The organism is Variovorax sp. PvP013 (assembly GCF_050435945.1).
Taxonomy (GTDB): domain Bacteria; phylum Pseudomonadota; class Gammaproteobacteria; order Burkholderiales; family Burkholderiaceae_C; genus Variovorax.
Genome location: NZ_JBNDLF010000001.1, coordinates 428923 through 455779, shown reverse-complemented (window position 1 = coordinate 455779; position 26857 = coordinate 428923). Strand labels below are relative to the sequence as shown.

Annotated in this window: 30 protein-coding genes; 7 read left to right on the top strand and 23 right to left on the bottom strand. The window is 72.1% G+C overall.

Going from position 1 to position 26857, the window contains the following annotated elements:
• Nucleotides 1-18 precede the first annotated feature (18 nt).
• The 13 genes from ABID77_RS02220 to atzF form a co-directional block, all read right to left on the bottom strand.
• On the bottom strand, nucleotides 19-1815 hold the full coding sequence (locus ABID77_RS02220; protein ID WP_429590215.1) for an ABC transporter ATP-binding protein: 1797 nt from the start codon (nucleotides 1813-1815) through the stop codon (nucleotides 19-21).
• 16 nt (nucleotides 1816-1831) lie between these two features.
• Entirely contained in the window at nucleotides 1832-2548 is a 717-nt protein-coding gene (biuH, locus tag ABID77_RS02215; protein WP_429590212.1) for a biuret amidohydrolase, read from the bottom strand.
• Nucleotides 2545-3633, bottom strand: coding sequence for a formamidase (locus tag ABID77_RS02210; protein WP_429590209.1), 1089 nt, complete (start codon nucleotides 3631-3633; stop codon nucleotides 2545-2547). The genes biuH and ABID77_RS02210 overlap by 4 nt, the downstream gene beginning before the upstream one ends.
• Before the next feature lie 12 nt (nucleotides 3634-3645).
• Nucleotides 3646-4566 (bottom strand): ABC transporter permease, encoded by a 921-nt coding sequence (locus tag ABID77_RS02205; RefSeq protein WP_429590206.1) that lies wholly within the window; start codon nucleotides 4564-4566, stop codon nucleotides 3646-3648.
• Nucleotides 4563-5711, bottom strand: a complete 1149-nt coding sequence (locus ABID77_RS02200; RefSeq protein WP_429590203.1) for an ABC transporter permease — start codon at nucleotides 5709-5711, stop codon at nucleotides 4563-4565. Before ABID77_RS02200 ends, ABID77_RS02205 begins: the two co-directional genes overlap by 4 nt.
• Nucleotides 5712-5721: 10 nt before the next feature.
• A complete protein-coding gene (locus tag ABID77_RS02195; protein ID WP_429590200.1) occupies nucleotides 5722-6834 on the bottom strand; it encodes a BMP family ABC transporter substrate-binding protein in 1113 nt (370 codons plus the stop codon).
• Between the two features lie 106 nt (nucleotides 6835-6940).
• The gene (gene hpxZ, locus ABID77_RS02190) at nucleotides 6941-7321 is read right to left on the bottom strand and encodes an oxalurate catabolism protein HpxZ (RefSeq protein WP_429590197.1); all 381 of its coding nucleotides are present in this window, start codon (nucleotides 7319-7321) and stop codon (nucleotides 6941-6943) included.
• 36 nt (nucleotides 7322-7357) lie between these two features.
• Nucleotides 7358-8791 (bottom strand): AtzE family amidohydrolase, encoded by a 1434-nt coding sequence (locus ABID77_RS02185; RefSeq protein WP_429590194.1) that lies wholly within the window; start codon nucleotides 8789-8791, stop codon nucleotides 7358-7360.
• 175 nt (nucleotides 8792-8966) lie between these two features.
• On the bottom strand, nucleotides 8967-9173 hold the full coding sequence (locus ABID77_RS02180; protein WP_429590191.1) for a DUF4089 domain-containing protein: 207 nt from the start codon (nucleotides 9171-9173) through the stop codon (nucleotides 8967-8969).
• Nucleotides 9170-9991 carry an ABC transporter ATP-binding protein gene (locus ABID77_RS02175; protein ID WP_429590188.1) on the bottom strand — a complete coding sequence of 274 codons (822 nt, stop codon included), beginning with the start codon at nucleotides 9989-9991 and terminating at the stop codon, nucleotides 9170-9172. The genes ABID77_RS02180 and ABID77_RS02175 overlap by 4 nt, the downstream gene beginning before the upstream one ends.
• 5 nt (nucleotides 9992-9996) lie before the next feature.
• Entirely contained in the window at nucleotides 9997-10833 is an 837-nt protein-coding gene (locus ABID77_RS02170; protein ID WP_429590185.1) for an ABC transporter permease, read from the bottom strand.
• A gap of 4 nt (nucleotides 10834-10837) precedes the next feature.
• Nucleotides 10838-11878, bottom strand: a complete 1041-nt coding sequence (locus ABID77_RS02165) for an ABC transporter substrate-binding protein (RefSeq protein WP_429590182.1) — start codon at nucleotides 11876-11878, stop codon at nucleotides 10838-10840.
• A 158-nt stretch (nucleotides 11879-12036) separates the two neighbouring features.
• Complete coding sequence (gene atzF / locus ABID77_RS02160; RefSeq protein WP_429590179.1) at nucleotides 12037-13827, bottom strand: allophanate hydrolase; 1791 nt, start codon at nucleotides 13825-13827, stop codon at nucleotides 12037-12039.
• Nucleotides 13828-13941: 114 nt separating this feature from the next.
• On the opposite strand from atzF, the gene ABID77_RS02155 reads away from it, so the two are divergent.
• Together ABID77_RS02155 and ABID77_RS02150 are read left to right on the top strand one after the other, a co-directional pair.
• Entirely contained in the window at nucleotides 13942-14331 is a 390-nt protein-coding gene (locus tag ABID77_RS02155) for a FlxA-like family protein (protein ID WP_429590176.1), read from the top strand.
• Nucleotides 14332-14453: 122 nt separating this feature from the next.
• Nucleotides 14454-14918, top strand: coding sequence for a GFA family protein (locus ABID77_RS02150; RefSeq protein ID WP_429590174.1), 465 nt, complete (start codon nucleotides 14454-14456; stop codon nucleotides 14916-14918).
• Between the two features lie 76 nt (nucleotides 14919-14994).
• Here the strand turns inward: ABID77_RS02150 and ABID77_RS02145 are convergent, their stop codons facing one another.
• Together ABID77_RS02145 and ABID77_RS02140 are read right to left on the bottom strand one after the other, a co-directional pair.
• Entirely contained in the window at nucleotides 14995-15405 is a 411-nt protein-coding gene (locus ABID77_RS02145; RefSeq protein ID WP_429590171.1) for a VOC family protein, read from the bottom strand.
• A 68-nt stretch (nucleotides 15406-15473) separates the two neighbouring features.
• A complete protein-coding gene (locus ABID77_RS02140) occupies nucleotides 15474-16310 on the bottom strand; it encodes a transporter substrate-binding domain-containing protein (protein WP_429590169.1) in 837 nt (278 codons plus the stop codon).
• Between the two features lie 155 nt (nucleotides 16311-16465).
• Here ABID77_RS02140 and ABID77_RS02135 point away from each other — a divergent pair, with 155 nt between their 5' ends.
• Both ABID77_RS02135 and ABID77_RS02130 read left to right on the top strand, forming a co-directional pair.
• Nucleotides 16466-16924: a GNAT family N-acetyltransferase gene (locus ABID77_RS02135; protein WP_429590166.1), complete on the top strand. Its 459-nt coding sequence runs from the start codon at nucleotides 16466-16468 to the stop codon at nucleotides 16922-16924.
• Between the two features lie 82 nt (nucleotides 16925-17006).
• A complete protein-coding gene (locus ABID77_RS02130) occupies nucleotides 17007-18080 on the top strand; it encodes a helix-turn-helix domain-containing protein (protein WP_429590163.1) in 1074 nt (357 codons plus the stop codon).
• 157 nt (nucleotides 18081-18237) lie between these two features.
• Here ABID77_RS02130 and ABID77_RS02125 read toward each other — a convergent pair whose 3' ends face one another.
• From ABID77_RS02125 to ABID77_RS02105, 5 genes are read right to left on the bottom strand one after another with little or no spacing between them, the layout of a single operon-like run.
• Complete coding sequence (locus tag ABID77_RS02125; RefSeq protein ID WP_429590160.1) at nucleotides 18238-19194, bottom strand: DMT family transporter; 957 nt, start codon at nucleotides 19192-19194, stop codon at nucleotides 18238-18240.
• Between the two features lie 53 nt (nucleotides 19195-19247).
• Entirely contained in the window at nucleotides 19248-20024 is a 777-nt protein-coding gene (locus ABID77_RS02120; protein ID WP_429593239.1) for a helix-turn-helix domain-containing protein, read from the bottom strand.
• A gap of 2 nt (nucleotides 20025-20026) precedes the next feature.
• Nucleotides 20027-20548 carry a 2'-5' RNA ligase family protein gene (locus tag ABID77_RS02115; protein WP_429590157.1) on the bottom strand — a complete coding sequence of 174 codons (522 nt, stop codon included), beginning with the start codon at nucleotides 20546-20548 and terminating at the stop codon, nucleotides 20027-20029.
• A gap of 46 nt (nucleotides 20549-20594) precedes the next feature.
• Nucleotides 20595-21008: a type II toxin-antitoxin system VapC family toxin gene (locus ABID77_RS02110; RefSeq protein WP_429590154.1), complete on the bottom strand. Its 414-nt coding sequence runs from the start codon at nucleotides 21006-21008 to the stop codon at nucleotides 20595-20597.
• Complete coding sequence (locus ABID77_RS02105) at nucleotides 21008-21292, bottom strand: type II toxin-antitoxin system prevent-host-death family antitoxin (protein ID WP_429590151.1); 285 nt, start codon at nucleotides 21290-21292, stop codon at nucleotides 21008-21010. The genes ABID77_RS02110 and ABID77_RS02105 overlap by 1 nt, the downstream gene beginning before the upstream one ends.
• A gap of 116 nt (nucleotides 21293-21408) precedes the next feature.
• Between ABID77_RS02105 and ABID77_RS02100 the strand changes: the two genes are divergently transcribed.
• From ABID77_RS02100 to ABID77_RS02090, 3 genes are all read left to right on the top strand, one after another.
• Nucleotides 21409-22383 (top strand): LysR substrate-binding domain-containing protein, encoded by a 975-nt coding sequence (locus ABID77_RS02100; RefSeq protein WP_429590148.1) that lies wholly within the window; start codon nucleotides 21409-21411, stop codon nucleotides 22381-22383.
• 142 nt (nucleotides 22384-22525) lie between these two features.
• Complete coding sequence (locus tag ABID77_RS02095) at nucleotides 22526-23098, top strand: carboxymuconolactone decarboxylase family protein (protein WP_429590145.1); 573 nt, start codon at nucleotides 22526-22528, stop codon at nucleotides 23096-23098.
• Nucleotides 23095-23937: an amidohydrolase family protein gene (locus tag ABID77_RS02090; protein ID WP_429590142.1), complete on the top strand. Its 843-nt coding sequence runs from the start codon at nucleotides 23095-23097 to the stop codon at nucleotides 23935-23937. Before ABID77_RS02095 ends, ABID77_RS02090 begins: the two co-directional genes overlap by 4 nt.
• Before the next feature lie 16 nt (nucleotides 23938-23953).
• Here ABID77_RS02090 and ABID77_RS02085 read toward each other — a convergent pair whose 3' ends face one another.
• From ABID77_RS02085 to ABID77_RS02075, 3 genes are all read right to left on the bottom strand, one after another.
• Nucleotides 23954-24559 (bottom strand): glutathione S-transferase family protein, encoded by a 606-nt coding sequence (locus tag ABID77_RS02085; protein WP_429590139.1) that lies wholly within the window; start codon nucleotides 24557-24559, stop codon nucleotides 23954-23956.
• 17 nt (nucleotides 24560-24576) lie between these two features.
• Nucleotides 24577-25806, bottom strand: a complete 1230-nt coding sequence (locus tag ABID77_RS02080) for a CaiB/BaiF CoA transferase family protein (protein WP_429590136.1) — start codon at nucleotides 25804-25806, stop codon at nucleotides 24577-24579.
• Between the two features lie 135 nt (nucleotides 25807-25941).
• The gene (locus ABID77_RS02075) at nucleotides 25942-26754 is read right to left on the bottom strand and encodes an alpha/beta fold hydrolase (protein WP_429590133.1); all 813 of its coding nucleotides are present in this window, start codon (nucleotides 26752-26754) and stop codon (nucleotides 25942-25944) included.
• Nucleotides 26755-26857 lie beyond the last annotated feature (103 nt).

Sequence of the window (26857 nt, the reverse complement as noted above, 5' to 3'; positions counted from 1 at the left end):
CGGCGGATGCGCAAGTCATCAATGGCCGCCGCCCATGTGGGCGCCCAGGACGTGGCGCTCGGCCGTGGCCGCCGGCGTCTCGAAGACGACGCGGCCCTCGCTCATGACGACGATGCGGTCGGACAGCGCCAGCAGCTCGTCGAGGTCCTCGCTGACCAGCAGCACGGCGCCGCCCTTCTCGCGCACCTGCACGATGCGCGCGTGGATCTCGGCGACGGCGGCGAAGTCAAGGCCGAACACCGGGTTGGCGGCGATCAGCACGTCGATGTCGCCGGCGAGCTCGCGCGCCAGCACGGCGCGCTGCACGTTGCCGCCGGAGAGACTGCGGATCGGCGCGCCCTCGCCCTGCGTCTTGACGCCGTACTCGGCGATCCAGGCGCGCGCGCGGCTGCGCCAGGCCGGGAAGTTCAGCAGCCCGCCGCGCGCCAGCGGCGCCCGGTCGAAGTCGCGCAGGGCCATGTTCTCGGCCACGCTGAGGTCGCCGACGCAGGCGTTGCGCAGCGGCTCCTCCGGCAGGCTGCGCACCTTGAGCTCGCGGTTCTCGCGCCGGCTGGCGGCGTAGGGCCGGCCGCGCACGGTCACCCTCCCCGACAGGCGCGGACGCTGGCCGACCAGCGCCTCGACCAGCTCGCGCTGGCCGTTGCCCGACACCCCCGCCACGCCCAGGATCTCGCCGGCGCGCACCGTCAGGCTCAGGTCGTGCACCGCCAGCGTGCCGCGGTCGCCCATCGCCTGCAGGCGCTCGACGGCCAGCGCGACGGGCGCGTCGCCGGCCAGCGCCTCGCGGACGGGCGCCGTGCCGCCGGCGACCGACGCCGCGCCGCTGGCGACCGCTGCCATGCCACCGGCGACCGGTGCCGTGCCACCCGGCATCGCGATGGCGGCGGGGACCGCGTCGGCAGGCGACGTGGCGGCGGCCGGATCACCTCCTGTCGCTCCTCGGACGCGCGACGTGTCGCCGCCGACGGCGAAGGCCGTGTCGTTCGCCGCCGGCGCCGCCGTCGATTCGCCCTCGGGCGGCGGCGGCACCGCCGTGGCGTCGTCCTGCGCCACGCCCATCATCGACGCCGCCAGCCGCGCCGGCGTGGTGCCGGCGACACGGCCGTGATGCACGGCCCGGCCGCGCCGCAGCACCGTCACGCCGTCGGCGTACGCCATCACCTCGCGGAACTTGTGCGTGATGATGAGGACGGTGCAACGGCCGCCGCGGGCGATGTCGCGGACGTGGCCGAGCACCTCGTCGGCCTCCTGCGGTGTCAGCACCGACGTCGGCTCGTCCAGGATCAGGAGGCGCGGGCGCAGGTAGAGCTGCTTGAGCAGTTCGAGCTTCTGCTTCTCCCCGGCCGCCAGCGAGGCCGGCGTGACGTCGAGGTCGAGCCGGAACGGCGTGGTCGCGAGGAAGGCCTCCAGCTCGGCGCGCTGGGCCCGCCAGTCGATCACCGCCGGCGTGCGGCCGCCGGCCAGCAGCAGGTTCTCGGCCACCGTCATGCCCGGGGCCAGCGTGAAGTGCTGGTAGACCATGCCGATGCCCAGCGCGCGGGCGACGATCGGGTTGGCGATGTCCTGCTCGCGGCCGTCGATCAGGATGCTGCCCTCCTCCGCGCGCTGGAAGCCGGCGACGCACTTGACCAGCGTGCTCTTGCCGGCGCCGTTCTCGCCCAGCAGCGCATGCACCGTGCCGGGCTCCACGCGCATCGTCACGCCGTCCATGGCGGTGAAGGCGCCGAAGCGCTTGGTCAGGCGGTAGGTGTCGAGCGCCAGGGCGCCGGTGCCGGCGCGCAGGGCGCCGATGGGGGTGGGGACGGCGTCGTTCATGGCGGCTCCGGACGGTTCACAGCGCGTCGAGCAGCGCGGCCGATTCGGCGTGCGCGCCGAAGACGCCGCCCTGCATCGTGATCATCTTCAGCGCCGCCAGGTGGTTGCCGTGGTCGGTGGCGGCGGTGCAGTCGGACAGCAGCAGGCACTCGAAGCCGCGGTCGTTGGCGTCGCGCATGGTGGTGTGCACGCAGACGTCGGTGGTGATGCCGGCGAGGATCAGGTTGGCGATGCCGCGCGTGCGCAGGATCAGCTCCAGGTCGGTGGCGTAGAACGAGCCCTTGCCGGGCTTGTCGATCACCACCTCGCCGGGCAGCGGCGCCAGCGCCGGGACGATCTCCCAGCCCGGCTCGCCGCGCACCAGGATGCGGCCGCACGGCCCGTCGTCGCCGATGCCCACGCCGTTCGCGCCGATGCGGCGCGAGCGCCAGCGCTTGTTGGCCGGCAGGTCGGCCAGGTCCGGGCGGTGGCCCTCGCGCGTGTGGATGACGTGATAGCCCAGCGCGCGCAGGCGCGCCATGACGCGTGCGATCGGCGCGATGGGCGCCTGCACCAGCGACAGGTCGTAGCCCATCACGTCGACGTAGCCGCCGACGCCGCAGAAGTCGGTCTGCATGTCGATGACGATCAGGGCGGTGTTGTCCGGGCGCAGGTCGCCGTCGTAGGGCCAGGCGTAGGGCGCGGCGTCGACGGTGCGCGGCGCGGCGCTCGTGGTGACGGTGGCGGATGTCACGAGCGCAGCGCCTTGCGGTGGGCCGAGTCGGGCGCTTCCTGCTCATCGGGCACGGTGCGCGGCACGTTCGTCGGCACCAGCGGGTGCGTGCCGGCGCCGCCGTAGGCGCGCACCGGTGCCGCGAAGCCGCAGGAGGTGCCGTCGACCACCTTCACGTCGTCGCTCCACGGCAGCCTGTACCGGCCGGCCGCCATGTCGCGCATGTAGGTGTACGGAAAGTCCTGGGCCCCGCCCTTCACCGCCACGTAGCCGCGGTGGTAGAGCTGGTAGATGTTGTTCTCCACGCCCCAGCCGGTGCGGGCCTCGCGCACCAGGTCGGGCCGCAGCTCGCAGGTGACGATCTCGTCGACGCGGCCGCCGCCCTCGACCATCACCGTGCCGTCGAAATTGCAGAACATGCCCTCGCCCATCGAGTCGAAGCTGCCGTCGCTGCCGCACATGCACACGCTGGCGGTGCAGGCCAGGTTGCAGAAGGCGTTGGCCTGGTTGGTGATCTTCCAGGCGTGGCGGATGGGCGCGGTGTAGCCGGCGGTGCGCAGGATGATCTCGGCGCCCTTGTAGGCGGCCTCGCGGGCCATCTCGGGCAGCATGCCGTCGTGGCAGATGAGGAGCGCCAGCTTGCTGCCGTTGGGGCCGTCGCACACCGGCACGCCCAGGTCGCCCGGCTCCCAGGGCTCCACCGGCACCCACGGATGCATCTTGCGGTAGTACAGCCGGATGGCGCCGGTGTCGTCGACGATCAGGCCGCTGTTGTAAGGATTGCCGCCGGGGTTGGCCTCCATGATGGAGAAGCAGCCCCAGATGGTGTTGTCGATGCACGCCTGGCGGAAGGCCGCGACCTCGGGGCCGTCGAGCGTGCACATGATCTCCGGCGACGTGTCCATCGACAGGCCGTGGAGCGAATACTCCGGGAACACCACCAGGTCCATGGTGCCCTGGTTGCGCCGCGCCTTGGCCACCAGCTCGACGATGCGCCGCGTCTGCGCGGCCAGATCGTCCGGCGTGCGCACCACCGGCAGCTGCAGCTGCACCAGGCCGATGACGACGCCGTGCGCCGATTTGTTCAAGCCACCCAATCCGCTCATGAGGAGATTTCCTTAACGATTCGAGGAGAGTTCACCCGGGCTGCCGGTGGCGACGCTGCCGGGGCGGCAGGTGAACATCAGGATCACCAGCGTGAGCACGTAGGGCACCGTGTTGAACAGGTGGTAGCCCCAGCCCACGCCGATGGATTGCAGCGCCGGGCCGATCGCCCCCGCGCCGCCGAAGAGGAAGGCCGCGCCCACGCAGCGCAGCGGGCTCCATCGCGCGAAGATCACCAGCGCCACGGCGATCAGGCCCTGGCCGCTGGAGATGCCCTCGTTCCAGCTGCCCGGATAGAACAGCGTGAGCGACGCGCCGCCGAGCCCGGCGATGAAGCCGCCGGCCGTCGTCGCCGCGATGCGGATGCCCGGGACCGAGTAGCCCAGCGCGCGCGTGGCGTGGGCCGAGTCGCCGGCCAGCCGCACCAGCAGGCCAGCGCGCGTGCGCGCGAAGGCCCAGGCCAGGAACACCGCCAGCGCCAGCCCGACGGGCACCAGCGCGTTGAGCTGCAGGGCCGAGCGCACCACCGCGTCGTCGCTCCAGAAACCGAGCGGGATCGCCGGCAGCTGTGGCGCCTGCGGCTGGATCAGCGGCTTGCCCAGGTAGAACGCCAGGCCGGTGCCGAACAGCATCAGCGCGATGCCGGTGGCGACGTCGTTGACGCGGTCGAGCGAGCACAGCAGGCCGTGCAGCAGCGCCAGGGCCGCGCCGGCGCCGGCGCCGATCAGCACGCCCAGCCAGGCCGAGTCGGTGAGGTACGCGCCGCCGAAGGCCGCCATGGCCGAGAGCACCAGCACGCCCTCGAGCCCCAGGTTGATGCGGCCGGACTTCTCCGTCAGGCACTCGCCCAGGCTCACGAACAGGAACGGCGCGCCCACGCGCAACGCCCCGCCGACGATGCCGGCGACGAGGGCGATCCATTGGTCCGGGGTCATGGCTGCTGCTCCTTCCCCTCCCGGGGGAAGGCCGGGATGGGGGCTGCGACGGTGGAGGAGATCGTGGAGGTGGATGCGCCGTCGGCCCCCACCCCGGCCCTCCCCCGGGAGGGGAGGGAGAGGAAGCGGCGCCAGTCGACCATGCGCAACCCCTCGCTCGCCAGGATCAACACGAAGGCGATGCCCTGGAGCACCAGCACCGACGCGTCGGGCAGGCCCAGGCGCCGCTGCAGCAGACTGCCCGCCGCGCCGAAGCCGCCGAACAGGATGGCCACCGGCACGATCGCCACCGGGTTGTGGCGGGCGATGAAGGACACCAGGATGCCGGCGTAGCCGTAGCCGGCGATGACCGACGCGTTGGCGTTGGTGTGCACGGCCGCGACCTCGACCGCTCCCGCCACCCCCGCGCAGGCCCCGCCCACGCCGCAGGCCGCCAGGATCAGCCGCGTCGCAGGCAGCCCCACCAGCTGCGCCGCGCGCGGGTTACCGCCCACCACGCGGACCGAGAAGCCCGAGGCCGTCATGCGCAGCCACAGCCCCAGGCCGACGCAGGCGACGACGCCGATCGCCAGCCCCCAGTGGATGTCGGAGCCGGCGATGCCGCCGATGCGCAGGCCCTCGCCCAGGGCGAAGGTCGAAGGCTTGTTCAGGCTCGCCGGATCGCGCAGCGGCCCCTCCACCAGGTGCTTGAAGATGCCGATGGCGATGTAGGCCAGCAGCAGGCTGCTGATGGTCTCGTTGATGCCGCGGTACTGGCGCAGCCAGCCGGCCAGCATGATCCACAGACCGCCGGCGACCGCGCCCGCGACGCACACCGCCACCGTACCGGCCGCGTTGTCCGGCAGCGCGACGGCGTAGGGCAGCGCCGCGCAGGCCAGGGCGCCCAGCACCAGCGCGCCCTCCCCGCCGATGATCACCAGCCCGGCGCGCGCCGGGATCGCCACGCACAGCGCCGTCAGCATCAGCGGCGCCGCGCGCTGCAGCGTGTTCTGCCAGGAGAACCAGCTGCCGAAGGCGCCGGTGAACAGCGTCGTCCACACGTCCACCGGATCGGCGCCCGCCAGCGCGCCCAGCAGCCCGAACAGCAGCAGCGCCATCGCGATGGCGAACACCGGCAGGGCGATTTCCTTCAGCGCGGAGGGCATGGCCGTGCGCTCAGATCGAGCCCGTCACGCCTTCGACCAGGTAGTTCATCTTCTCCAGCTCGATGTCGGCCTGCTTGAACGACTTGCCCGACGCGACGACCTCCTTGCCCTTGTTGTCCTTGAGCGGGCCCTTGAAGATGTCGAAGCCGCCGGCGACCATCTGCGCCTTGATGCCGTCGGCCTGCTTCTTCGCGGCGTCGGTCACGGCGGGGCCGTAGGGCGACATCTTCACGTAGCCCTCCTTCAGGCCGCCGCGCAGGAAGTTGGGATGCGGCTTGCCGGCCTGGGCGGCCTCGATGATGGTCTTGTACGCCGTCAGCCAGTTCCACTCGGCGCCCGTCAGGTAGGCCTGCGGCGCCAGCTTGGCCTGGCTGGCGTGGTAGCCGCAGACCATCTTGCCGCGCTTGGCGGCCGTCTCCACCACCACCTTGGGGCCGTCGACGTGCATCGTGAAGACGTCGCAGCCCTGGTCGGCCAGGCTGTTGGTGGCCTCGGCCTCCTTCACGGCCATCGACCAGTCGCCGGTGAAGATCACGCTGCAGGTGATGCCGGGCTTGACCGAGCGCGCGCCCAGCGTGAAGGCGTTGATGTTGCGCAGCACCTGCGGGATCGGCTTGGCGGCGACGAAGGCGATCTTGTTGCTCTTGGTCATGTGCGCGGCGATCACGCCGTTCAGGAACTGGCACTCGTCGATGTAGCCGAAGAAGCTGCCGGCGTTCTTGGGCATGCCCTCGCTCCACAGGCCGCCGCAATGCGAGAAGCGCACGTCGGGATTCTTGGGCGCCACGGCCAGGATGTGCGGGTCGAAGTAGCCGAACGAGGTCGGGAACAGCAGCTTGGCACCGTCCTGCTGGATCATGCCGCTCATGGCCTTCTGCACGGCCGCCGTCTCGGGCACGTTCTCCTCCTCCACCACCTTGATGCCGGGCATCTTCTTGACCTCGGCCGCCGCCTGGGCGTGGGCTTGGTTGTAGCCGTAGTCGTCGCGCGGGCCGACGTAGATCACGCCGACGGTCAGCGGTTTCGTCTGCGCGCCGGCCAGGGCGCTCCAGCCGCCCAGCGTGCCGGCGACGCCGAGCGCGGCGAGGGATTTGAGGGAGTCACGGCGATCGATCGGTTTCATGGGAAGGCTCCGCGTTGGAAGGTGTGGATCGGGAAAGACGGATCGGCGTCGAGGTCGCTCGATTTCTTGGATACAAGTCGGTGTGCAAATTCCATGCCCATTGGAATCAACCCAGCAGGCTGACGTGCGCGGCCACCACGCGCCAACCCTGTGCGGTGCGCATCCAGGTCTGGCTCTGGCGCCCCGTCCTGGCGCCGCCCTCGCGGCGGAACTCGCAGTTGGCGGTGGCGAAATCGCTCCCGTAGGTGGTGATCACGGTGCGCAGCAGCTCGCGCATCAGGCCCTGCGACGGCCGCGCGGCGCGGAAGGCGGCGATCTCGTCGGCGCCGTAGAGGTTCTCGGTCGCGCCGTAGCGCAGGGTGTGCGGACTGTCCCAGAACAGCGCGTCGAGCACCTCGACCTTGTTGTGCACCAGCGCGTCCTCGTAGCGCGCGAAGGCGGCGGTGACTTCGGCCAGCACGTCGGGCCGGTTGATCTCGGGTTCCATGGTCGTCCTCGAAGGATGGTTGGTCGTGTGTCGATGTCAGTCCAGCGCGGCGACCGGTGCGCGGGCGACGCCGGCGGCCTCGAGCGCCGCCGCCACGCGCAGCGCCAGGTCCTCGCGCCAGGGCGCCGCCACCACCTGCACGCCGATCGGCAGGCTCGGATGCGCCCCCCACACCGGCACGCCGCACACCGGCAGGCCGATGCAGGAGAAGGGCTGGGTCAGCACGCCCATGTTCGGGCGCACCGGCAGGCGCTGCCCGCCGAGGTCGAACCACTCCGCGCCGACGGGCGTGGCAGCGCACGGCGTCGAGGGCGCCAGCAGGATGTCGAAATCGCCGAACAGCCGCGCGACCTGCTCGGCGTAGAGCCGCCGCACGCGCTGGGCGCGCGCGACCCAGGCGGCCAGGATCAGCGCGCCGGCCAGGAAGCGGTCGCGCGACAGCGGCTCGAAGTCCCGCGCGCGGCGGCGCAGGTCGTCCAGGTGCAGCGCCGCGCCCTCGGCGTTGGTGATCAGGAACGCCGCCGCGCGGCCGGCCTCGACCATCGGCAGCGCGACGCGCCGGTGCGCGCCCAATGCCTCGGCCACGCGGTCGACGGCGGCCAGCGCCTCCGGCAGGGCGCGCTCGCGGAAGTAGCCGTCCAGCACGCCGATGCGCAGGCCGCCGGCGCCGCGGCCGAGGTCGGCGAGCGTGGGCGCGACGGCGCGCTGCGCGCAGCCCGGATCGCGCGGCGCGCCCTCTTCGTCCTCCGGCCCCTGCAGGGCGTCGTACACCGTCGCCAGGTCGCGCGCCGAACGGGCGAACGGCCCCAGGTGGTCGAGGCTGGAGATGAACGGATAGCTGCCCGTGCGCGGCAGCCGCCCGAAGGTCGGCTTGAGCCCGAAGACGCCGCACAGCGACGCCGGCACGCGGATCGAGCCGTTGGTGTCCGACCCCAGCGTCAGCGCGACCTGCCCCGCCGCCACCGCCGCCCCCGAGCCGCCCGACGAGCCGCCGGCGATGCGCGCGAGGTCGTGCGGATTGCGGCACGGCCCGACGTGGCTGTTCTCGGTCGTGAAGCCGTAGGCGTACTCGTCCATGTTCAGCGCGCCGACGAGCACCGCGCCGGCGCGCTCCAGCCGGCGCACCAGCGCGGCGTCGGCGCGCGCCGGGGCGCTTTCGCGCTCGATCTTCGAACCGGCGAGCGTCGGCAGGCCGGCGACGTCGAACAGGTTCTTGACGGCGAAGGGCACGCCCAGCAGAGGCAGCTCACGCGTGCGGTCGGCGGCGTCCGAGGCCAGAGACGCGTCGATCTGCCCGGCACGGCGCAGGGCGCGCTCGCGCACCACGTCGGTGAAGGCGTTGACGCGGCCGTCGGTGGCGGCGATGCGATCCAGGCTGGCCCGCGCCAGCGCCGTGGCGGAGACGGCGCCATCGCGCACGGCGTCGGCCATGGCGGTGGCGTCCTGCAGCAGCAGTTCGGCGGCGTTCATGACTCCCTCTCTCTGGGGGAAAGCAGTTCGGTGGGGTTCATCGCTCCCTCTCCCCCTGGGGAGAGGGTTGGGGTGAGGGCTCCGGGCCGTCGAACGGGCGCCGCGCTTCGATGGCCGCCGCGGCCCTCACCCCCGCCCTCTCCCGGAGGGAGAGGGAGCAACAACAGACCGTGGTTCATGCGGCGTTCTCCTGCGGCCCCACCGGCGCGAACACCACGGCCGATTCGGCGTGCGCGTCGAGCGGGACCGCCTCGACCAGCGCCGCCATCTCGGCCGCCAGCGCGAAGAAGCGCAGCACGCCGGGGCGGTGTTCGGGGTCGAGCGGCAAGTCGAGTGCCACGGCGGCGGCGTCGACGTAGGTTTCGATCTGGGCGGGGGTCATCGGCGCACCTCCCGCTGGAAGATCTCCAGGCTGCGTTTCTTCATGGCGACGAAGCTGTCGGCGCTCAGCGTCTCCAGCGTGCGCGGTCGGGTATCGCCGTAGTCGAGGATCTCGGCCACGCGCGTGGGCCGCTTGGTCAGCAGCAGCACCTGGTCGGCCAGGTAGACGGCCTCCTCCAGGTCGTGCGAGACCAGCAGCATGGTGGTGCCGGTCTTCATGAACACCTCCTGCAGCTTCTCGCGGATGAACAGCGTCATCTCGAAGTCGAGCGCGGAGAACGGCTCGTCGAGGAACAGCACCTCCGGGTTCGGCGCCAGCGCCCGCATGATCGAGGCGGTCTGCTGCTGGCCGCCGGAGAGTTCGTAGGGATAGCGCCGCAGGTCGAACTTGACGTCGAAGGACGCCACCAGCTCCGCCATGCGGCGGTCGACCTCGGCCTTGCCACGCCCTTCGAGCAGCAGCGGGTAGGCGATGTTGTCGATGGTGCGCATCCACGGGAACAGGGCCTCGCGGTAGTTCTGGAACACGTAGCCGATCTTGGTGTCCTTCAGGCTCTTGCCGTCGAACAGGATCTCGCCCGCATCGATCGGGATCAGCCCGGCGATCATGTTGATCAGCGTCGACTTGCCGCAGCCGTTGGGCCCGAAGACCGAGACGATCTTGTGCTTGGGGATGTCGAGGTCGAAGTTCTCGTACAGCGGCCAGCCCGCGAAGTGCTTGGTCAGCCCGCGGATGGTGATGTGCGTGCCGGCCGGGCCGGGCTGGAAAGCCGGCCGGGGGACGTCGGCGAACACGGGTGAGTTGAGTACGACGGACATGGCGACTACCTTCCGGACCAGTGGACGATGCGGCGCTCGGCGACGAGGAACAGCACGTTGAGCGCATAGCCCAGCGCCCCGGCCGCGAGGATGGCGGCGTACATGCTCTTGACGTTGAGCACCTGCTGCGCGTTGATGATGCGGTTGCCCAGGCCGGCGTCCGAGCCGATGAACATCTCCGCCACGATGACGATCACCAGCGCCATCGACACGGCCGAGCGCAGTCCGACGAAGCTCGGCTGCAGGCTCTCCCAAATCAGCACGTCCTTGAAGACGCGCCAGCGCGAGGCGCCCATCACCCGCGCCGCCATCACGCGCTGTTTGCGCGCGTTGATGACGCCGTAGGCGCTGTTGAAGATCACGATCAGGAAGGCGCCGAAGGCCGCGATCGCGACCTTGTTGACGTCGGAGACGCCGAAGATCAGCAGGAACAGCGGGATCAGCGCCGACGAGGGCGTGGAGCGGAAGAAGTCGATCAGGAACTCGACGCTGCGGTAGACGCGCTCGTTGCTCCCCAGCAGCACGCCCAGCGGCACGCCGAGCACCGCCGCGATCAGGAAGGCCTGCAGCGTGCGCCAGACCGTGACCGCGAAATCCGTGAGCAGCGGTCCGCCGGCCAGCCCGGTGACCAGCGCGGCGAGCGTGTCGGCCGGCGTCGGCAGCAGGATCGGCTTGATGAAGCCCAGCCGCACCACCAGGTCCCAGACGATGAACAGCACGACCGGGCCGATGAAGGGCAGCAGGCGATCGCCCAGGGGGCGGCGCGGGACGGCGGGAGCGGCGCCGTCGGCCGGCGGGGTCCAGGCGGCGCCGGCCGGCGGGGTGGCGAGGGTGTCGGCCATGGCCTCAACCTCTGTAGAGCAAGGTGTCCACGACCACCTTCTTGTCGAAGATGCCCTTCTGGGTGAACAGGTCGTAGAACTTCTGGAAGTAGGCGACGTCGCTCGGCGTGAACTCGTTGTGCAGCATGTACGAGGCCAGTGGCACCTCGGCCGTGAGCGCGCCCTCGATGGCGGTGTAGCCCTTCATGTACTGCCGCGCCTCGGCCGGCTGGGTGCGCACCAGTTCCACGCCGCGCGTGTAGGCGGCGATGTACTTCCTCGCCGCGTCGGGGCTCTTTTTGATGAACTCGGTCGTCAGGCTGGCCGCGCCGCCGTGCCACGGCGCCATCGGGTCGCCCAGGATGTACTTCGCGACGACGCCAGCCTCGATCACCCGCGTGGTGCCGTTCATGCGGCCGACCGTGCCGGTGGGCTCCAGCGTGTAGCAGGCGTCGACCTGCCCCGCCACCAGTGCGGCCACGTGCTGGCCGATGGGCAGCTCGCTCACCGTCGCGCCGGTGGCGCCGGCGCGCTCGAGCATGGTCTTGCACAGCGTCACGTTCTGGATGCCGGGGCCGGAGGCGATGCGCTTGCCCTTGAGGTCGGCCACCGTCTTGAACGGGCTGTCCTTGGCGGCGATGAATTCGTCGAGCACGAACTTCGCGTTGCTCGGGTTGGTGCAGAAGATCTTGAACAGGCCCGGCTGCGCGATCTCGCCGATGGCCAGGTTGGCCGAGCCGGTGCCGTTGGCGCTGCCGTCGGAGCGGCCGGCGAGCATCGCCTCCATCACCTGCTGCGCGCCGGCGAACTTCAGGGGCTCGACGTCGAGGCCGGCCTCCTTGAAGTAGCCCTTCTCGACGGCGGCGAAGAACGGCAGGCCCGCCGCCACCGGCCAGTAGCCGATGCGCAGCCTGGGCGCGGCCTGCGCCAGCACCAGGGACGGCGCCGCGAGCGCGGCCAGCGCGCCGAGACCGGCGGCGGCGCCGGTGCGCAGCACGCGGCGGCGCGTGGGCGCGGCGGTGCCGGTGGTGTCCGGCGTGGCGAGGGAGGAAGTGCGGGAGGCCATGGATGGAGTTCCTTGCGAGAAGAATGAAGAACCGAAAGTGGAGATCCGGAAGGACGTGGCGGACGGCGGCGAGGTCATGGGGCGGCGGAGTCGGGCGGTCGGTGGTGGCGGCGTCGGGCGATCGACGGCGCGACCCGGCGCAAGGGCCGTGCCCGCCCTCAGCCCGGACCCGCCTCCGGCGCCTGCCGCGACGCGACGTAGTGCCGCCAGCCGCCGTGGTGCGTGATGTCCTCGGCGCCGTCGAGCGCGATCGACTCGCACACGAAGCCCTGCACGGCGCTGCCGTCTTCCAGGGTCAGCGTGCCGATGCCCAGCGGCGCCGGGATCAGGGCGACGAAGGAGCCGTAGGCCGCCATCGGCATTTCCCACACCTCGACGACGATCGACGCGCCCTCGCCCGCAGGCACGCGCACCATGCCGGGCTTGGGTGGCACCGTCCCGGGCAGCGCGTAGAGCCGGTAGTGCGGCGCGCTGCGCGTCTCGCGCAGGCGCACCGCGCCGCGCTCGGTCAGCTGGCCGTTGAGCGGCATGCCCGAGAGGTGCGCGCCGACCACCGCCACCTTCGCCGTCGGCACGGCGCCGAAGGCGGGCACGGGCAGCGGGAGCGCCTCGGGCATCGCCTCGCCCGTCGCGCCCAGCGTCAGGCCGCTGGCGTGGTGCAGGCGCTGGCCCAGCCGCGCGAGCTGGAGGTCGCTGCCGCACGGGCCGATCAGCGTGACGCCGAACGGCAGGCCGTCCGCGCGCAGGCAGGTCGGCACCGCGAGCGCGGCGTAGTCGAGCAGGTTGACGAAGTTGGTGTAGGCGCCGAGCCGGCGGTTGAGCGCGACCGGGTCGGCGCGCATCGCCTCGATGGTGCAGTGCGTCGGCGCGGTCGGCACCACCAGCACGTCGATGTCGTTCCACATCGGCGCGACGCGCTGCGCCAGGGCGCGCAGCCGCGTCTGGGCGTCGACGAGATCCGATGCGCTGTAGCGCCGGCCCTGCGCCAGGATGCCGCGCACCGGCTCGATCACGGCCTCCTCGTGGGCGTCGAAGAAGCCGCGCACGGCGGCATGGCGCTCGGCCACCAGCGCGCTGTCGTAGAGCAGCGCGGCGATCTCGGCCAGCGGCGCGTAGTCGACCGGCACCCGCACGCCGCCGAGCGCTTCGAGCTGCGCCAGCGAGCGCTCGAAGGCGGCGGCCGCGTCGGCGTCGCCGAAGAACTCGAGCGTCGCGGGCACGCCCAGGCGCGGCCTGGCGGGCAGCGGCGCGGTCGCCAGCGCCAGGTCGCGCGAGTACGGGTCGAGCGCGTCGTGGCCCATCGCCACGGCGAGCACGCGCGCGGCCAGCGCGACGGTGCGCGCGAAGACCGACACGCAGTCCACGCTCTGCGCCGCCGGCACCACGCCGCGCGCGCTGATCAGGCCCCGGCTGGGCTTCAGGCCGACGATGTTGTTGAGGCCGGCGGGCACGCGGCCGGAACCCGCCGTGTCGGTGCCCAGCGCGAAGTCGACCTCCCCCGTCGCCACCACCCGCGCCGAGCCGGCGCTGGAGCCGCCCGACACGTAGCGCGGGTCGAAGGCGTTGGGCACCGCGCCGTAGGGCGAGCGCGTGCCGTTCAGGCCGCAGGCGAACTGGTCGAGGTTGGTCTTGCCCACCAGCACCGCACCGGCGGCCAGCAGCCGCGCCACCACGCTCGCGTGCGCCGCGGCGTCGTAGGCGAAGTCCGGGCAGGCGGCGGTGGTCGGCCAGCCGGCGACGTCGATGTTGTCCTTGACCGCGAAGCGCAGACCGGCGAGCGGGCCGTCGCCCGCCGCGGCGGCGGCCGGGTCGGCGAGCGGGGGCTCGATCCGCGCGATCCACGCGGCGGCGGGATCGGCGCCCGGCGCGGGCGATGTCGAGGACGTCGCTGTCGCCGGCGAAGGCGAAGGCGTCGGTGGGGTCGGGGTCGTGTCGTCGTGCACCATCATCAAGCATCCTGTCTTGTGTACATGACGAGATGCAAGCGGCGTGCCAGCGCGGCGTCGTCTCAAGTTCTGCGGCGGCGTGCCGATATCCAGTCACAGCCCTCTGTGAAAGCCACCATGCAAGTCTCCACCAGCACCTCCGTCTCTTCCGCCACCTCCACGTCCGGTGCGGGTGGCAGCGGCGCGCAGATCGCCAAACTGCAGAAGCAGTTGAAGGAAACCTACAAGGACCTGCAGGCCGTCACCACCGACGGCTCGCTCGACGCCAAGGCGCGCGAGGTCAAGCAGAAGCTGCTGCAGGCCCAGATCGCCGCGATCCAGCAGCAGATCGTCGCCCTGCAGCAGGCCGAGGCGCAGCGCGTCCAGGCGAAGGCGGCGGCCGCGGCGTCGCGGCCCGACGAGAAAACGCGCGAGACGGAACGAAAGGCGACGACGCAGGCGATCGGGAAGGCCGCCGCCAAGGACGTGAGCGGCAGGCTCGGCACGCAGGTCGACACGTACGCGTAGCCGGACGGTCCGGACGCATGGTCGATCACCGTCGGGGATGGCGGTCGGATCGGGTGCGCCATAGACTTTCGCCATCCACCGATGGCTCGACCATCCCCATCCCCGACATGGAGGCGACGCGCATGACCCAGGACCCCTCCGAACCCGATCCCGGCGCCGTCCGCCACGCGGCCTGCCACTGCGGAACCGTCCGCTTCACCCTCAGGCTCGCCGACGGCCTGCGCAGCGTCCGACGCTGCAACTGCTCCTACTGCCGCATGCGAGGCGCCGTCGCGGTATCGGCGAATCTGGCGGACATCGAGGTGCTGCAGGGCCGGGAGGCGCTGACGCTCTACCGATTCAACACCGGCGAGGCCAGGCACTATTTCTGCGCACGTTGCGGCATCTACACGTTCCACCAGCGTCGCTCCGTGCCCCATCAGTACGGCGTCAACGTGGCCTGCATCGAGGGCATGAGCCCGTTCGACTTCGCCGAGGTGCCGGTCCTGGAGGGGCGTTCGCATCCCAAGGATCGGCCGGACGGCAAGTCACTGGTCGCGGGCTGGCTGCGCTACCAAAAGAACCCGGAGGCGCACGGCGAGTCTTGAACGGCGGGCCGGGAGTCCGGTCGGCAGCGGCTCGCGCCTCCCCGCGCCACGCCGCCGATACCGATGCCGACGCCGATCAGCGGTCCGCATCCCCATGCACGGCGTCGTGGCAGGCGACGCACAGCTTGTTGCCATCCGGATCGCGGAAGTACGCGCCGTAGTAGTCGGCGTGGTACTGCGGTCGCGGTCCGGGCGGGCCTTCGCAGGTGCCACCGTGCGCCAGGGCGATGCGGTGGGCCTCCCGCACGACGGCCCGGGAGGCCGCCGCGAAGGCCACCATCTGCCCGTTGCCCGGATCGTGGGGCCGCCCGTCGTGGGGCCGGCAGATGACGAACAGCGGGCGGGCGCCACCGGCCGCGTGCCAGCCGGCCCAGGGCCTGTCGCGCTCGCAGAAGCGCAGTTCGAGCCCGAGGCCGTCCATCAACGGCCCGTAGAAGCCGAGGGCGCGGTCGAAGTCGCCGACGCTGGTGAAGACGTGGGAAAACATGGGGGGACTCCTCCGGTGTCCGATGCCGATCGGTGGATGCGGCGCCGCCGTTGCGCGCGTGCCGCGCCCTACTTCAGCCAGCGGTCCATCACCCGCTGGAACTCCCCGCCCGCCCGCGACAGGTGCAGCCACTGGTCGACGTAGGCCTTGAAGGCGACGTCGTCGCGCGGGAGCATCCAGGCCATCTCGCCGTACTGCAGCGGCTTGTCGGGGTTGACGGCGCACAGGCCGGGCTTGAGCTTCTGCTGGGTGATGGCCTCGGCCGATTCGGTGACGAAGACGTCGGCGCGGTTGGCCAGGATCTCGTCGAAGATGGTCACGTTCTCGCCGTGCAGCGTCATCCTCGCGCGCTTGAAGTTGGCGCGCGCGAAGCGCTCGTTGCTGCCGCCCGGGTTGAAGATCACGCGCGTCGACGGCTGGTCGATGGCCGCGACGCTCTGGTACTTGCCGACGTCGGCGCAGCGCGCGATCGGCGTCTTGCCGTTGACCATGTAGGGCGCGCTGAAGAAGGCGCGCTTCTGCCGCTCGGTGGTCACCGACACGCCGCCCACGGCGATGTCGCACTTGCCGGCCGCCAGGTCGGGCAGCAGGTTGGCCCAGGTGGTCTTGATCCACTGCGGCTTGGCGCCCAGGCTGGCGGCGAACGGCGCCATCAGGTCGACGTCGATGCCTTCGTAGTTGCCGTCGGCGAGCTGGAAGCTGAAGGGGCGGTAGTCGCCCGGGGTGCAGATGCGCAGCGTGGCGGCGGACTGGACGGTGTCGAGGTGCGAGGTCGCGGGCTTGGCGACGGGTGCGGGCGCCGGGGCCGGCGGCGTGCCGGGCGATGGCGGCGGCATGGCGCAGCCGGCGAGCACGGCGAGGGTCGTGAGGACGAGGACGGGACGGGCGAGCGGCGCGATGCGCATGGGAAGGAATCTCCTGGAATGATCGAGGATGTTGGAGGCAAGAAGCGAGCCTGCATTCTGGAGGCAGACCTGTCTGCGTCGGCATGCGACGATCGATCGCTCGACCTCGGTTCGCGACCACGCTTTTCAAGCCACCTCCATTCATGACAGGTCCATTGCACATCCGCAAGGCGACGCACGCTGACGCATCGGCAATCAGCGCATTGATCCTGTCGCTGGCGCATCACTTCCTTCTGAATGCCGACGGCTCGGGCGCGGAGGCCTTTGTGCTCGCCCTGCAACCCGAGGGCATCGAGCGCCACATCGCCTCGCCCGAGATCGACTACCACGTCGGCATGCTCGGTGACGTGCTGGCGGGCGTCGTCGCCGTTCGACGTCGAACGCACCTGTTCCATCTCTTCGTCGATGCATCGTTCCAGAAGAGAGGCCATGCCATGACGCTGTGGATGCATGCGAAGGCGACGTGCGGATGGCCGTCCGACGCCATGCCGACGACGGTCAATTCGACGCCCTTCGCAATGCCTTTCTACGAGCGTCTCGGGTTTAGAGCGACAGGGCCTCGCGTGGAGACGAATGGCATCGCCTTCGTGCCCATGCGACTCGCGACGATCTGAGCGGGTGTGTCCCTTCGCTTCTCGAGTTGAATGCGCAAAGTCGGCTAAGCATCGCCAGCCCGGCCGGTCCACACTCGACGGCATGAGAACCCGCAGCGCCGAACAACGCTACCGAGAGCGCGTCGCGCGCGTCGTCGCCTTCATCGTGGCGCATCCGCTGGAAGCGCATCGTCTGGAAGACCTGGCGGCCATGGCGCATTTCTCGCCCTGCCACTTTCATCGCGTCTACAGCAGCGTCGTGGGCGAGACGGTGGCCGCCACGGTGCGTCGTGTCCGGCTGGCGCTCGCTGCACGTCTGCTGGAAGCGGGCCGACAGAGCATCGTCCAGGTGGCGCTGGCCGTGGGTTACGACAGCCCCCAGGCGTTCGTCAGGGACTGCGCGGCGACAGGAACCCGACTGCCGCTGGTCGTCGTCTCGCACGGCACGGGCGGCTCCTTCCTGGGGCATCACGATACGGCGGCGAGACTGGCCGACGCAGGCTTCGTCGTCGCGGCCATCAGCCACCCCGGAGACAACTTCCAGGATCTCGGTCGTCAAGCTCATCTGTCGGCGTTCGCCACACGACCCGTCGACATGAAGCGCCTGATCGACCACATGCTCGGCACGTGGCCGGAGCATGCCGGATTGGACGCCGACCGGGTGGGCATCTTCGGTTTCTCGCGAGGCGGCCACACGGGCCTGGCCGCCGTGGGCGCCATTCCGAACTGGACGCTGCGCAAGGACCTCTGCCCTGCCGGATCGACGCTTGCGTTGTGCGAGGAGATCCGTCGCAACGAATGGCCTCCCGCGCCTGAGCGAGACCCGCGCATCAGGGCCGCCGTCATCGTCGATACCTTGAGCGTCTTCGATGCCGAGGGCCTCAGGCACGTCACGGTGCCAGTCCAGCTCTGGGCCTCGGCCCATGGCGGCGACGGAGTGACGCCGGAGAGCGTCGAGGCGGTCCGAAAGAGCTTGCCTGCACCTCCCGATTGGCACGTGGCCAAGGGCGCCACGCATTTCGCGTTTCTCGCGCCCTGCGCCCCGGCGCTGGCCAGCATGGCACCGACCATCTGTCACGACCGCCCCGGCTTCGACCGCGCGGTCTTCCATGCGGCATTCAATGCGGCCGTGCTCGCGTTCTTCCAGCGCACCATCGGGCGCCAGGCCAGGCCCTGACGACGGCGCGTCGTCGAGCGACCACGTCCCGAGAACGTCGTCGACCCGTGGGCCGAGCCAAGGTTCTGCGCCGGGTATCGGACATCGATACCGCGTGAAGCCGGAGCACCATCCAGACACGCCCGAGAGCGCGGGTCCGTACGTCGGCCATGCGGTGTCACACGGCCGGCGTCGCCCGGTGCGCCCGCACGCACGACAGCACGCTCAGCACCACCAGCACCATCGCCGCGCCCTCCCACGCCGTCGGCAGGCGCCGCTCCCACAGGAAGCCGTAGAGCAGCGCGAACAACGTCTCGAACAGGATCATCTGGCCCACCATGGTCAGGGGCAGCAGCCGGCTCATGCGGTTCCAGAAGGCGTTGCCGACGATCGACGCGGCCAGGGCCACGCCGGTCACCACCGCCACCAGGCGCCCCCACTCGGCGGCCGTGTGGCCGACGCCGTCGCCCAGCAGGAAGGTCAGCGCGAGCAGCACGAGCGCCTGGGCCCCGGTGACGACGCCGGTCGCCAGATTCCAGTCGTGCACCGACACCCGGGGCAGCCGCGCGAGCTGGCGGCTGTTGCCCACGGCGTAGCAGGTCCAGGAGACCAGCGCGCCGATGGCGCTGAGCAGGCCGACGAGGCCGCCCCGCGCCGTCTCCGCGCCCAGCGCCTGCCAGCCGATGCAGCCGACGCCGGCCAGCCCCAGCAGCAGCGACGGCGCCAGCCGGCGCAGCGGCACGGCGTGGTCGTCGCGGCTGCCGATCACCGTGACGGCCACCGGCAGGAAGCCGATCACCAGCGAGGTCATGGCGATGCCGCCGCGCTGCACGGCGTTGGCCAGCAGCACGTAGTAGAGCGAATTGCCCAGCAGGCTGAGCCAGCACAGGGCGCGCCAGTCCCGCGTGCGCAGGGTCGATCGCAGGGCCGTCCAGCGCGGCCGCAGCAGCACGGCGGCGAACAGCCCGTAGGCCAGGAAGCGTCCGGCGGCCAGCTGCAGGGGCGTGAAGCCGCGCGCGAGTTCCGGCGCCAGGAACACCAGCCCCCAGAGCGCGCCGGCGGCCATGCCGCAGGCGATGCCCGTCCAGGTGTTGCGATCGGTCGACGAGGGGGAAAGTGCGATGCCAGGCGTCATGCCCGGACTGTCGCCGATCGGCCGCCGTCCGTCTCTCCCCGGACTCCTGCGACTTAGGCCCGGTCTTTCGCCTGCCGCCGCCACGCGGCCGGCGTGACGCCGAAGGCCCGCCCCATCGCCCGGGTCAGCGCGTTCTGGTCCGAGTAGCCGGCGGCCACGGCCAGCTCGGCGATCGGCCGGTCGGTGCGCGCCAGCCCGTCGCGCGCGCACCGCAGGCGCACCTGCGACAGCCAGGCAGCCGGGGTGGTGTCGAGTTCGGCGCGGAACAGCGCATGCAGCCGGCTCGGGCTCAGGCAGGCCGCGCGGGCCATCGACGCGGTCGTCCACGGCTCGCCCGGGCGGGCCTCCACCACGGCCAGCAGGGCCGTCAGGCGCGAGACGGGCCGCGCGGGCGCATCGGCGAGGGCGTCCAGCATCAGCGGCACCCAGTGCCGCGCGATCGCGGCGCGCGCCGGGCCGGCGCGCAGCATCCCGCCCATGTAGTCGATCAGCCGGTACGCCGCCGGCGAGAGCGTCAGGAACGGCCGGGCCGACAGGCGTTCGGCGAATCCCGCCAGGTCCAGGGCATCGGCCGCGTCGGCGCTGCCGGCCGCGTCCGCGAGGTCGAGCACCAGGAAGCGGTTGGCCCCCTGCCCCGCCTGCGCATGGCGGATGCCGCTGGCGACGAACGCGGCGCGGCCCTCCTGCAGCAGCCCCTCGCGCCCGCCGATGTCGATCCGCAGCCGGCCGGCCAGCGGCAGCACCAGCTGCGAGAAATCGTGGACGTGCGCCTCGCCCTCGGCGTCGTAGCTGCGCAGGCTCAGGGTGAAAGGCGGGGCGGTCGCGGACACGTTCAAGCGGGCGATCCGACGAACGGGAAGGTCGCGACGCTTTCCCAGGGCCCGCCCACGTAGTGCCAGACCTGCAGGCCCGTTGCGCCGATCTCCCAGGGCGCGAAGTCGCGCTCCAGCTCGGCGTGCAGCGCCCGGGCCTTCGGCGCCTCGACCTTGTTCTGCACCGTGACGTGCAGCCGCCCGTGCCACGCCCGGTCCTGCCGGGACAGCAGCGCGTCCCAGCGCCCGGCCAGGGACCGGCGCAGGCCCGCGCCATGTTCGGACGAGACGCCGTAGGCGACGCCCCCGCCCAGGAAGAGCAGCCGGTCGACGCGCATCCGGAACGCGTCGGTCGCGCCGGCCAGGTCGGCGACGTCGCGCAGGACCCGGTCCTGCGCGGGCATCGGCAGGGCGTGGAAGAGCGTGATGTGTGCCGCCAGCCAGTTGCGGTGCGGCGGGAAGTGGCGTCGTCGCAATTCGGTGAAGTGCGCGGCCGCCGCCGCGTCCATCTGCAGGGTGATGATCAGGGCGCTCGGTTGCATCCGGGCATTGTCCGTGCCATGACGGACGGACTTCCGCCGAAGCGAACTAAGCCCCCCACGGATCCAGTACCTTGACGCCCAACGGAGCGAAATCCGCCATGTTCCGGGTGACGACCGTCAGCCCATGCGCCAGGGCGGTCGCGGCGATCATGCTGTCGGCCAGCGGTCCGGGGTCGGGGACATGCATGAGCGCGCATCGCACCGCGGCGTCTTCCCCGAACGGCAGGATGCGTCCCTTGAAGGTGTCGCGGACCCCCGAAAGCCAACGCCGCATGGCCGCGCCCTGCGGTGGGGTGCGCCGTTCGAGCGCCAGCACGCCGCGCTCCAGTTCGAAGAGAACGACGGCCGGAACGAAGAGCTGCGGCAACGGCACGCCCGCCGCCCAGTTCCTGACCCGCTCGGACTGCCGGGGCTTGTTGCCGCGGAGTTCGGACAGGACGTTCGTGTCGAGCAGGTACATCAGCGCATGTCCTCGCCGAAATCCACGACGCGCGGGTCGCCTTGCAGGCGAGGTGCCTCGAAGTCGGGGGCGTCGTCGCACGCGATCGCATCCATCGCCTGCAACAGGCTCACCGGCTGCTCGCCGGCGAGCCGGTAGTAGTCCTCGATGCTCAGGAGGGCAAAGGCCGGACGGCCGTGGTCCGTGATGATCACGGGACCCCCGCCGGCCGCCCGTTTGGCGGCGCCGAAATCCCGCGTGAATTCGCGGCTGGTGACCGTGGAATGGGTGTCTGGAGAGATCAAGGCGATTCCCTGTACGGGCGTATGGACGAAAGCGTCCAGCGGAATGCATGTATTTTACAGACATCATCGATCGACCCCACAATCCCGCACCCGCCGCTCCCCCTCACGCCACCGCCATGCAAGCCAGCAAAGCCACCCAGATCCGGCTCGAACTCACGTCCGACCTGCAGAAGTGGCGGGCCTTCCTCGCCATCGCCGAGCTCGGCAGCCTGACGCGCGCGGCGCTGTTCCTCGACAGCAACCAGTCGCTGCTCAGCCGGCATCTCAACGCGCTGGAGCGCGAGTGCAAGGCGCGGCTGTTCAACCGCACCGGGCGCGGCGTGGCGCTGTCGGACGTCGGCGAACGCATCCTGCCGCTGGTGAAGTCGATGCTGGCGGGCGCCGAGCAGCTGGAGCTGGAGATCCGCGGCGACGCGCGCGAGCCCGCCGGGCGCGTGACCATCGGCTCGCTGCCCTCGATCACCAACCCGATGGTCGGGCGCCTGTTCCGCCAGCTGCGCGAGCGCCATCCGGGCATCCAGCTCAAGGTGCTCGAAGGCTCCAGCGGCCAGGTCGAGGAATGGCTGGCCGACGCGCGCGTCGACATCGCCATCCTCTACCGCTACGGCACCGCGCACCCGGAGCACGAGCAGGTGCTCGCCACCGTCGACAGCTACCTGATCGGCCCGGCCGGCGACCGCCTCACCGCCGCACCGGAGGTGCCCTTCGCCGCGCTGGACGGGTTGCCCTTCATCCTGCCGGGCGCGCCCAACGGCCTGCGCACGGCGCTCGACGCCATCGCGCGGCAGGAGCGCATCACGCTGGTGCCGGCGATCGAGGCCGACTCGCTGCCGCTGATGCGCTCGCTGGTGGCCGAGGCGCGGCTCTACACGGTGCTGCCGCTGCACGCCGTGTGGACCGAGCTGCGCGAGGGCCGGCTGCAGGCCGCCCGCATCGTCGCGCCGGCGCTGCAGCGCAGCGTGTCGATGGCGCTGGCGCGCACCAAGGGGCCCGGCCGGGCGGTGTCGGCGGTCGCCGCCGAGATGGTCGCCATCGTCGAGGACAGTGCCCGCACCGGCATGTGGAACGCCGCCCTGGCCGCGCGCGCATAGCAGCGTTGCGCCGGCGGACGACGCACGGCGCCGGCACCGGACCTAAGCTCGCCGGGCGAGCGGGTTCGACCCGAGCGCCCCTGGGCGGCTCGCACTCCGCTCCGCCCGCAACGAACGCCCCCCCGACCGGAGACACCCCCGCATGCCGCGCATCACGCTGTTCCCCACCGACACCATGGACGACGCCCAGCGTGCCGTCCACGACCGCATCGTCTCCGGCCCGCGCGGGCGCATCCAGGGGCCGCTGCGCGCCGCGCTGCACAACCCCGAACTGGCCGACCGCTGGCAGGCGCTCGGCGCGCTGCTGCGCTACGGCACCTCGCTGACGCCGCGCCTGTCGGAGCTGGCGATCCTGGTCACCGGCCGCGCCTGCCGCTCGCCCTTCGAGTGGTACGCGCACCGCGCCGAGGCCGAGCGCGCCGGCATCGAGGCGCCGGTCATCGAGGCCCTGCTGGCGCAGGCCGTGCCACCGGGCCTCACGCCCGAGGAACTGGCGCTCCACCGCTACGCCGTCGAGCTCAACCGCGACCGCTCGGTCTCCGACGCCACCTATGCCACGGCGCTGGAACACTTCGGCGAGCGCACGCTCGTCGAGCTGACGGCATTGATCGGCTACTACACGATGGTCGCGATGACATTGAACTGCCACGAGATCCCGCTGCCCGAGGGCGTCGCGCCGGCCTTCCCGCTGCCCCAGCACGAGGCCGCGCCATGAGCGCCGCCGCCGCCACGACGCCCTCGGCGAACGCCGCCGGCTGGGACTGCCACGCCCACCTGTTCGGCCCCTACGAGCGCTTCCCGCTCGCGGCCGACCGCGCCTACACGCCGCCCGAGGCGCCGCTCGCGGACTACGAGGCCCTGCTCGCGCGCCTGGGCCTGGGCCACGGCGTGCTGGTGCATCCGAGCGCCTACGGCCGCGACCACGGGCTGCTGCTGCACGCGCTGGCCGCCAACGCGGACCTGCGCGGCGTGGTGGTCGCGCAGGCCGGCGCCGACGCGCCGGATTTCCGCGACCTGCGCGCGCGCGGCGTGCGCGGTGCGCGCTTCAGCCACCGCAGCGGCGCCGGCGCCAACTTCGCCGGCAGCGCGTCGCTCGACGACCTGCGCGCGCTGGCGCCGTCGCTGGCCGACGCCGGCGTGCATGCCGAGCTGTGGACCGACTGCCGCGCCCTGCCCGCCATCGCCGCCGAGCTCCGCGCGCTGCCGGTGCCGGTCGTGATCGACCACATGGGCGGCTTCGACGTCGACGCCGGCGTGGACGACCCGGGCTTCCGCGCGCTGCTCGACCTGCTGGGAACCGGCCGGGTCTGGGTCAAGCTGTGCGCCTACCGCAACCTGCTCGGCCGCCCCGATCAAGAGGCCGGCCGGCCGTTCCAGCGGAAGATGATCGAGGCCAACCCCGAGCGCCTGGTCTGGGGCAGCGACTGGCCGCACCTGCGCGTGACGCCCGTGCCGGACGCCGCGGCGCTGCTGGCGACGTTCGAGGACTGGTGCGGCGACGCGGTCGTCGCCGACCGCATCCTGCGCGCCAACCCGGCGGTGCTCTACGGCTGAGGCGCCGTCGGGCCCCTCACCCCTCGGCCGCTTCGGTGGCCTGGAAGGAAGGCCGCGCGCGCAGGACCTCGAACCACGCGGCCAGGCGCGGCGACGCCGCGCGCCAGTCCAGCGCGCCGAAACGGTAGTCGAGGTAGCCCAACGCGCAGCCGACGGCGACGTCGCCGATGTCGATCGACGCGGCGCCGGGCGCGGCCGCCTCCCGCTCCAACAGCGCGAGCACGGCGTGCGTCTTGAGCTCGAAGGCGTCGATCAGCGCCGGCAGGGGCTGCGCGCGCTCGCGCTCGTTGCGCCAGAGGATCAGGGCGTCGAGCAGGCCATCGCCCAGCGCGTGGCGGCGCAGCGCGTCCCAGCGCGCCTCGCCACCGGCCGGGAACAGCGACCCGCCCGCCTGCGCGTCGAGGTACTCGCAGATCACCGCCGAATCGAACAGCGGCGGCCCGTCCGCGCGCACCAGCGTCGGGATCTTGGACAGCGGGTTGTCGGCCATGATGGCCGGGTTGGGCTTGAGCATCGCCGCGACGGAGCGCACCAGCGCCAGCCGCTCCACGATCCCCAGCTCGTGCGCGCAGACCATCACCTTGCGCACGTAGGGCGACTTGGGCGACCAGTGCAGCGTCATCGTCGTCGGCGCCGTCATCAGATCGCCCCCGCCGCGCGCAGCGACGCGATGCGCGCCGCGTCGTAGCCCAGCTCGCCCAGGATGTCCTCGCTGTGCTGGCCCAGCAATGGCGGCGCCGCCGGCACGCGCAAGGGCGCCTCGGAGAAGCGCATCGGGCTGCCGACCTGCGGCGCGTCGACGCCGGCCGGGTGCGGGACGTGGCGCAGCAGGCCGCGCGCCTTCACCTGCGGCTCCTCGAAGACCTCCGCCACGTCGTTGATCGGCCCGCAGGGCACGCCGGCGGCGTCGAGCGCGGCGATGAGCTCCTCGCGCGCCCAGCCGGCGAAGGCCTCGCGCAGCAGGGCCGAGAGTTCGGCGATGTTCCGCACGCGCTGGGCGTTGGTGGCGTAGCGCTCGTCGGTGCGCCACTCGACGTGGCCGAGCACGCCGCAAAGCTTGGCGAACTGGCCGTCGTTGCCCACCACCAGGATCACGTCGCCGTCGGCGCAGGCGTAGACGTCCTGCGGCTGGATGTTGGGATGCGCGTTGCCGTTGCGCCGGGGCACCTTGCCCGAGACCAGGTAGTTCATGGCCTGGTTCGACAGCGTGGCGACCTGCACGTCGAGCATGGCGATGTCGATGGCGTCGCCCACGCCGCTCTCGTTGCGGCGCGCCAGCGCGGCGAGCACCGACACGGCCGTGTACATGCCCGTCATCAGGTCGACGATGGGCACGCCGACCTTCTGCGGACCGCCGCCGGGCCGGCCGTCGCGCTCGCCGGTGACGCTCATGAGCCCGCCCATGGCCTGGATCAGGAAGTCGTAGGCCGGCTGGTCGCGGCGCGGGCCGGTCTGGCCGAAGCCGGTGACCGAGCAGTAGATGAGGCGCGGGTTGAGCTTGCGCAGCGAGGCCTCGTCCAGCCCGTAGCGCGCCAGCGTGCCGGCCTTGTAGTTCTCCAGCACGATGTCCGCGCGCATCGCCAATGCCTTGACGATCTCCTGGCCCTCGGCCGAGTCGAGGTTCACGGTGATCGAGCGCTTGCCGCGGTTGACCGCCAGGTAGTAGCCGGCCTCCTTCGTGTCGCGGCCCTCGGCGTCCTTCAGGAAGGGCGGGCCCCAGGTGCGGGTGTCGTCGCCGGCGCCGGGGCGCTCGACCTTGACGACCTCCGCGCCCAGGTCGGCCAGGATCTGGCTGGCCCACGGGGCGGCGAGGATGCGGCTGAGGTCCAGCACCTTGACGTGCGACAGCGGGCCTTGGGACGGGGTCATGCGGGGCTCTCCTGGTAGGGAAGGCGATTCTGGATTCCGCATGCCGCGCGGGCTACGGGCGCGGGCGCAAGGCTGGGATGCGCCGGGCGCATAGCGACCGCGCGCGGGATGCGGAGGTCGAGGCGGGCGTCCGCCTCAGCGCCCCACCACCGGCGGCAGCGCCCTCGCCCAGTCGCCGATGGCCCGCGCCACGGCGGCGGGCTGTTCCGGGAACAGCGCGTGCGAGGCGGCGTCGACGACCCGGGTGGTGACGCGCGCCGCGCCGAACTCGTCGCGCAGCTGCGTCCACTGGTCGGCCGGCTTGAAGGGGTCGTCGGCGGGGATGAGTTCGAGCAGCGGCGCGTCGCCGGCGTGCCACCAGACGTCGGGCGTCACCGCGCCCCGGCTGCTGGCCGCCTGCAGCGCCTGGGTCGCCGGATACCAGCCGTGCAGCCACGCCGTGGCGTCGTGGCCGGGGGCGAAGAAGGCCAGCCGCAGGGCGGCCAGGCGCTCGGCGTCGGACCGCGTCGCGTCGCCCGCGATGCCCGGCGCGGCGCGCACGGCCAGCGGCACGTCGCGCGCGGCGGCCGCCGCCAGCACCACGCCGCGCACGACCTCCGGATGCGCGACGGCGGTCATGCGCGCCACGTAGTTGCCGTAGGCATGACCGACGAGGACGGCCGGCGCGGCGTCGAGCCGCACGACCACCTCGGCGACGTCGCGCGCCAGCGCCGGCAGCAGCACGTCGTGCATCGGCCCGGTGGAGCCGCCGACGCCGCGCGGCTGCGGCCGCAGCACGCGCCAGCCGTCGGCCGCCAGGTGCGCGGCGGTGGCGTCGTAGTCCTCGTAGCCGTCGCGCCCGAGCGAGGGCAGCACGACGATCGCCGGCCCCCGGCCCTGGGCGATCACCTCGATGCGGACGGCCTCCTCGCCCGTTCCGTACGCGACGAACAGCGTCTCGTGGGCCATGGTCTTGCATCCTTTCCGGCGTCCGGCCAGAGATCTTGTTGGAGGGTCACCGCCCTGCGCGGGCCCTGCCGGGGACACCGCGGAACCGGCTTCGCCGGGCCGC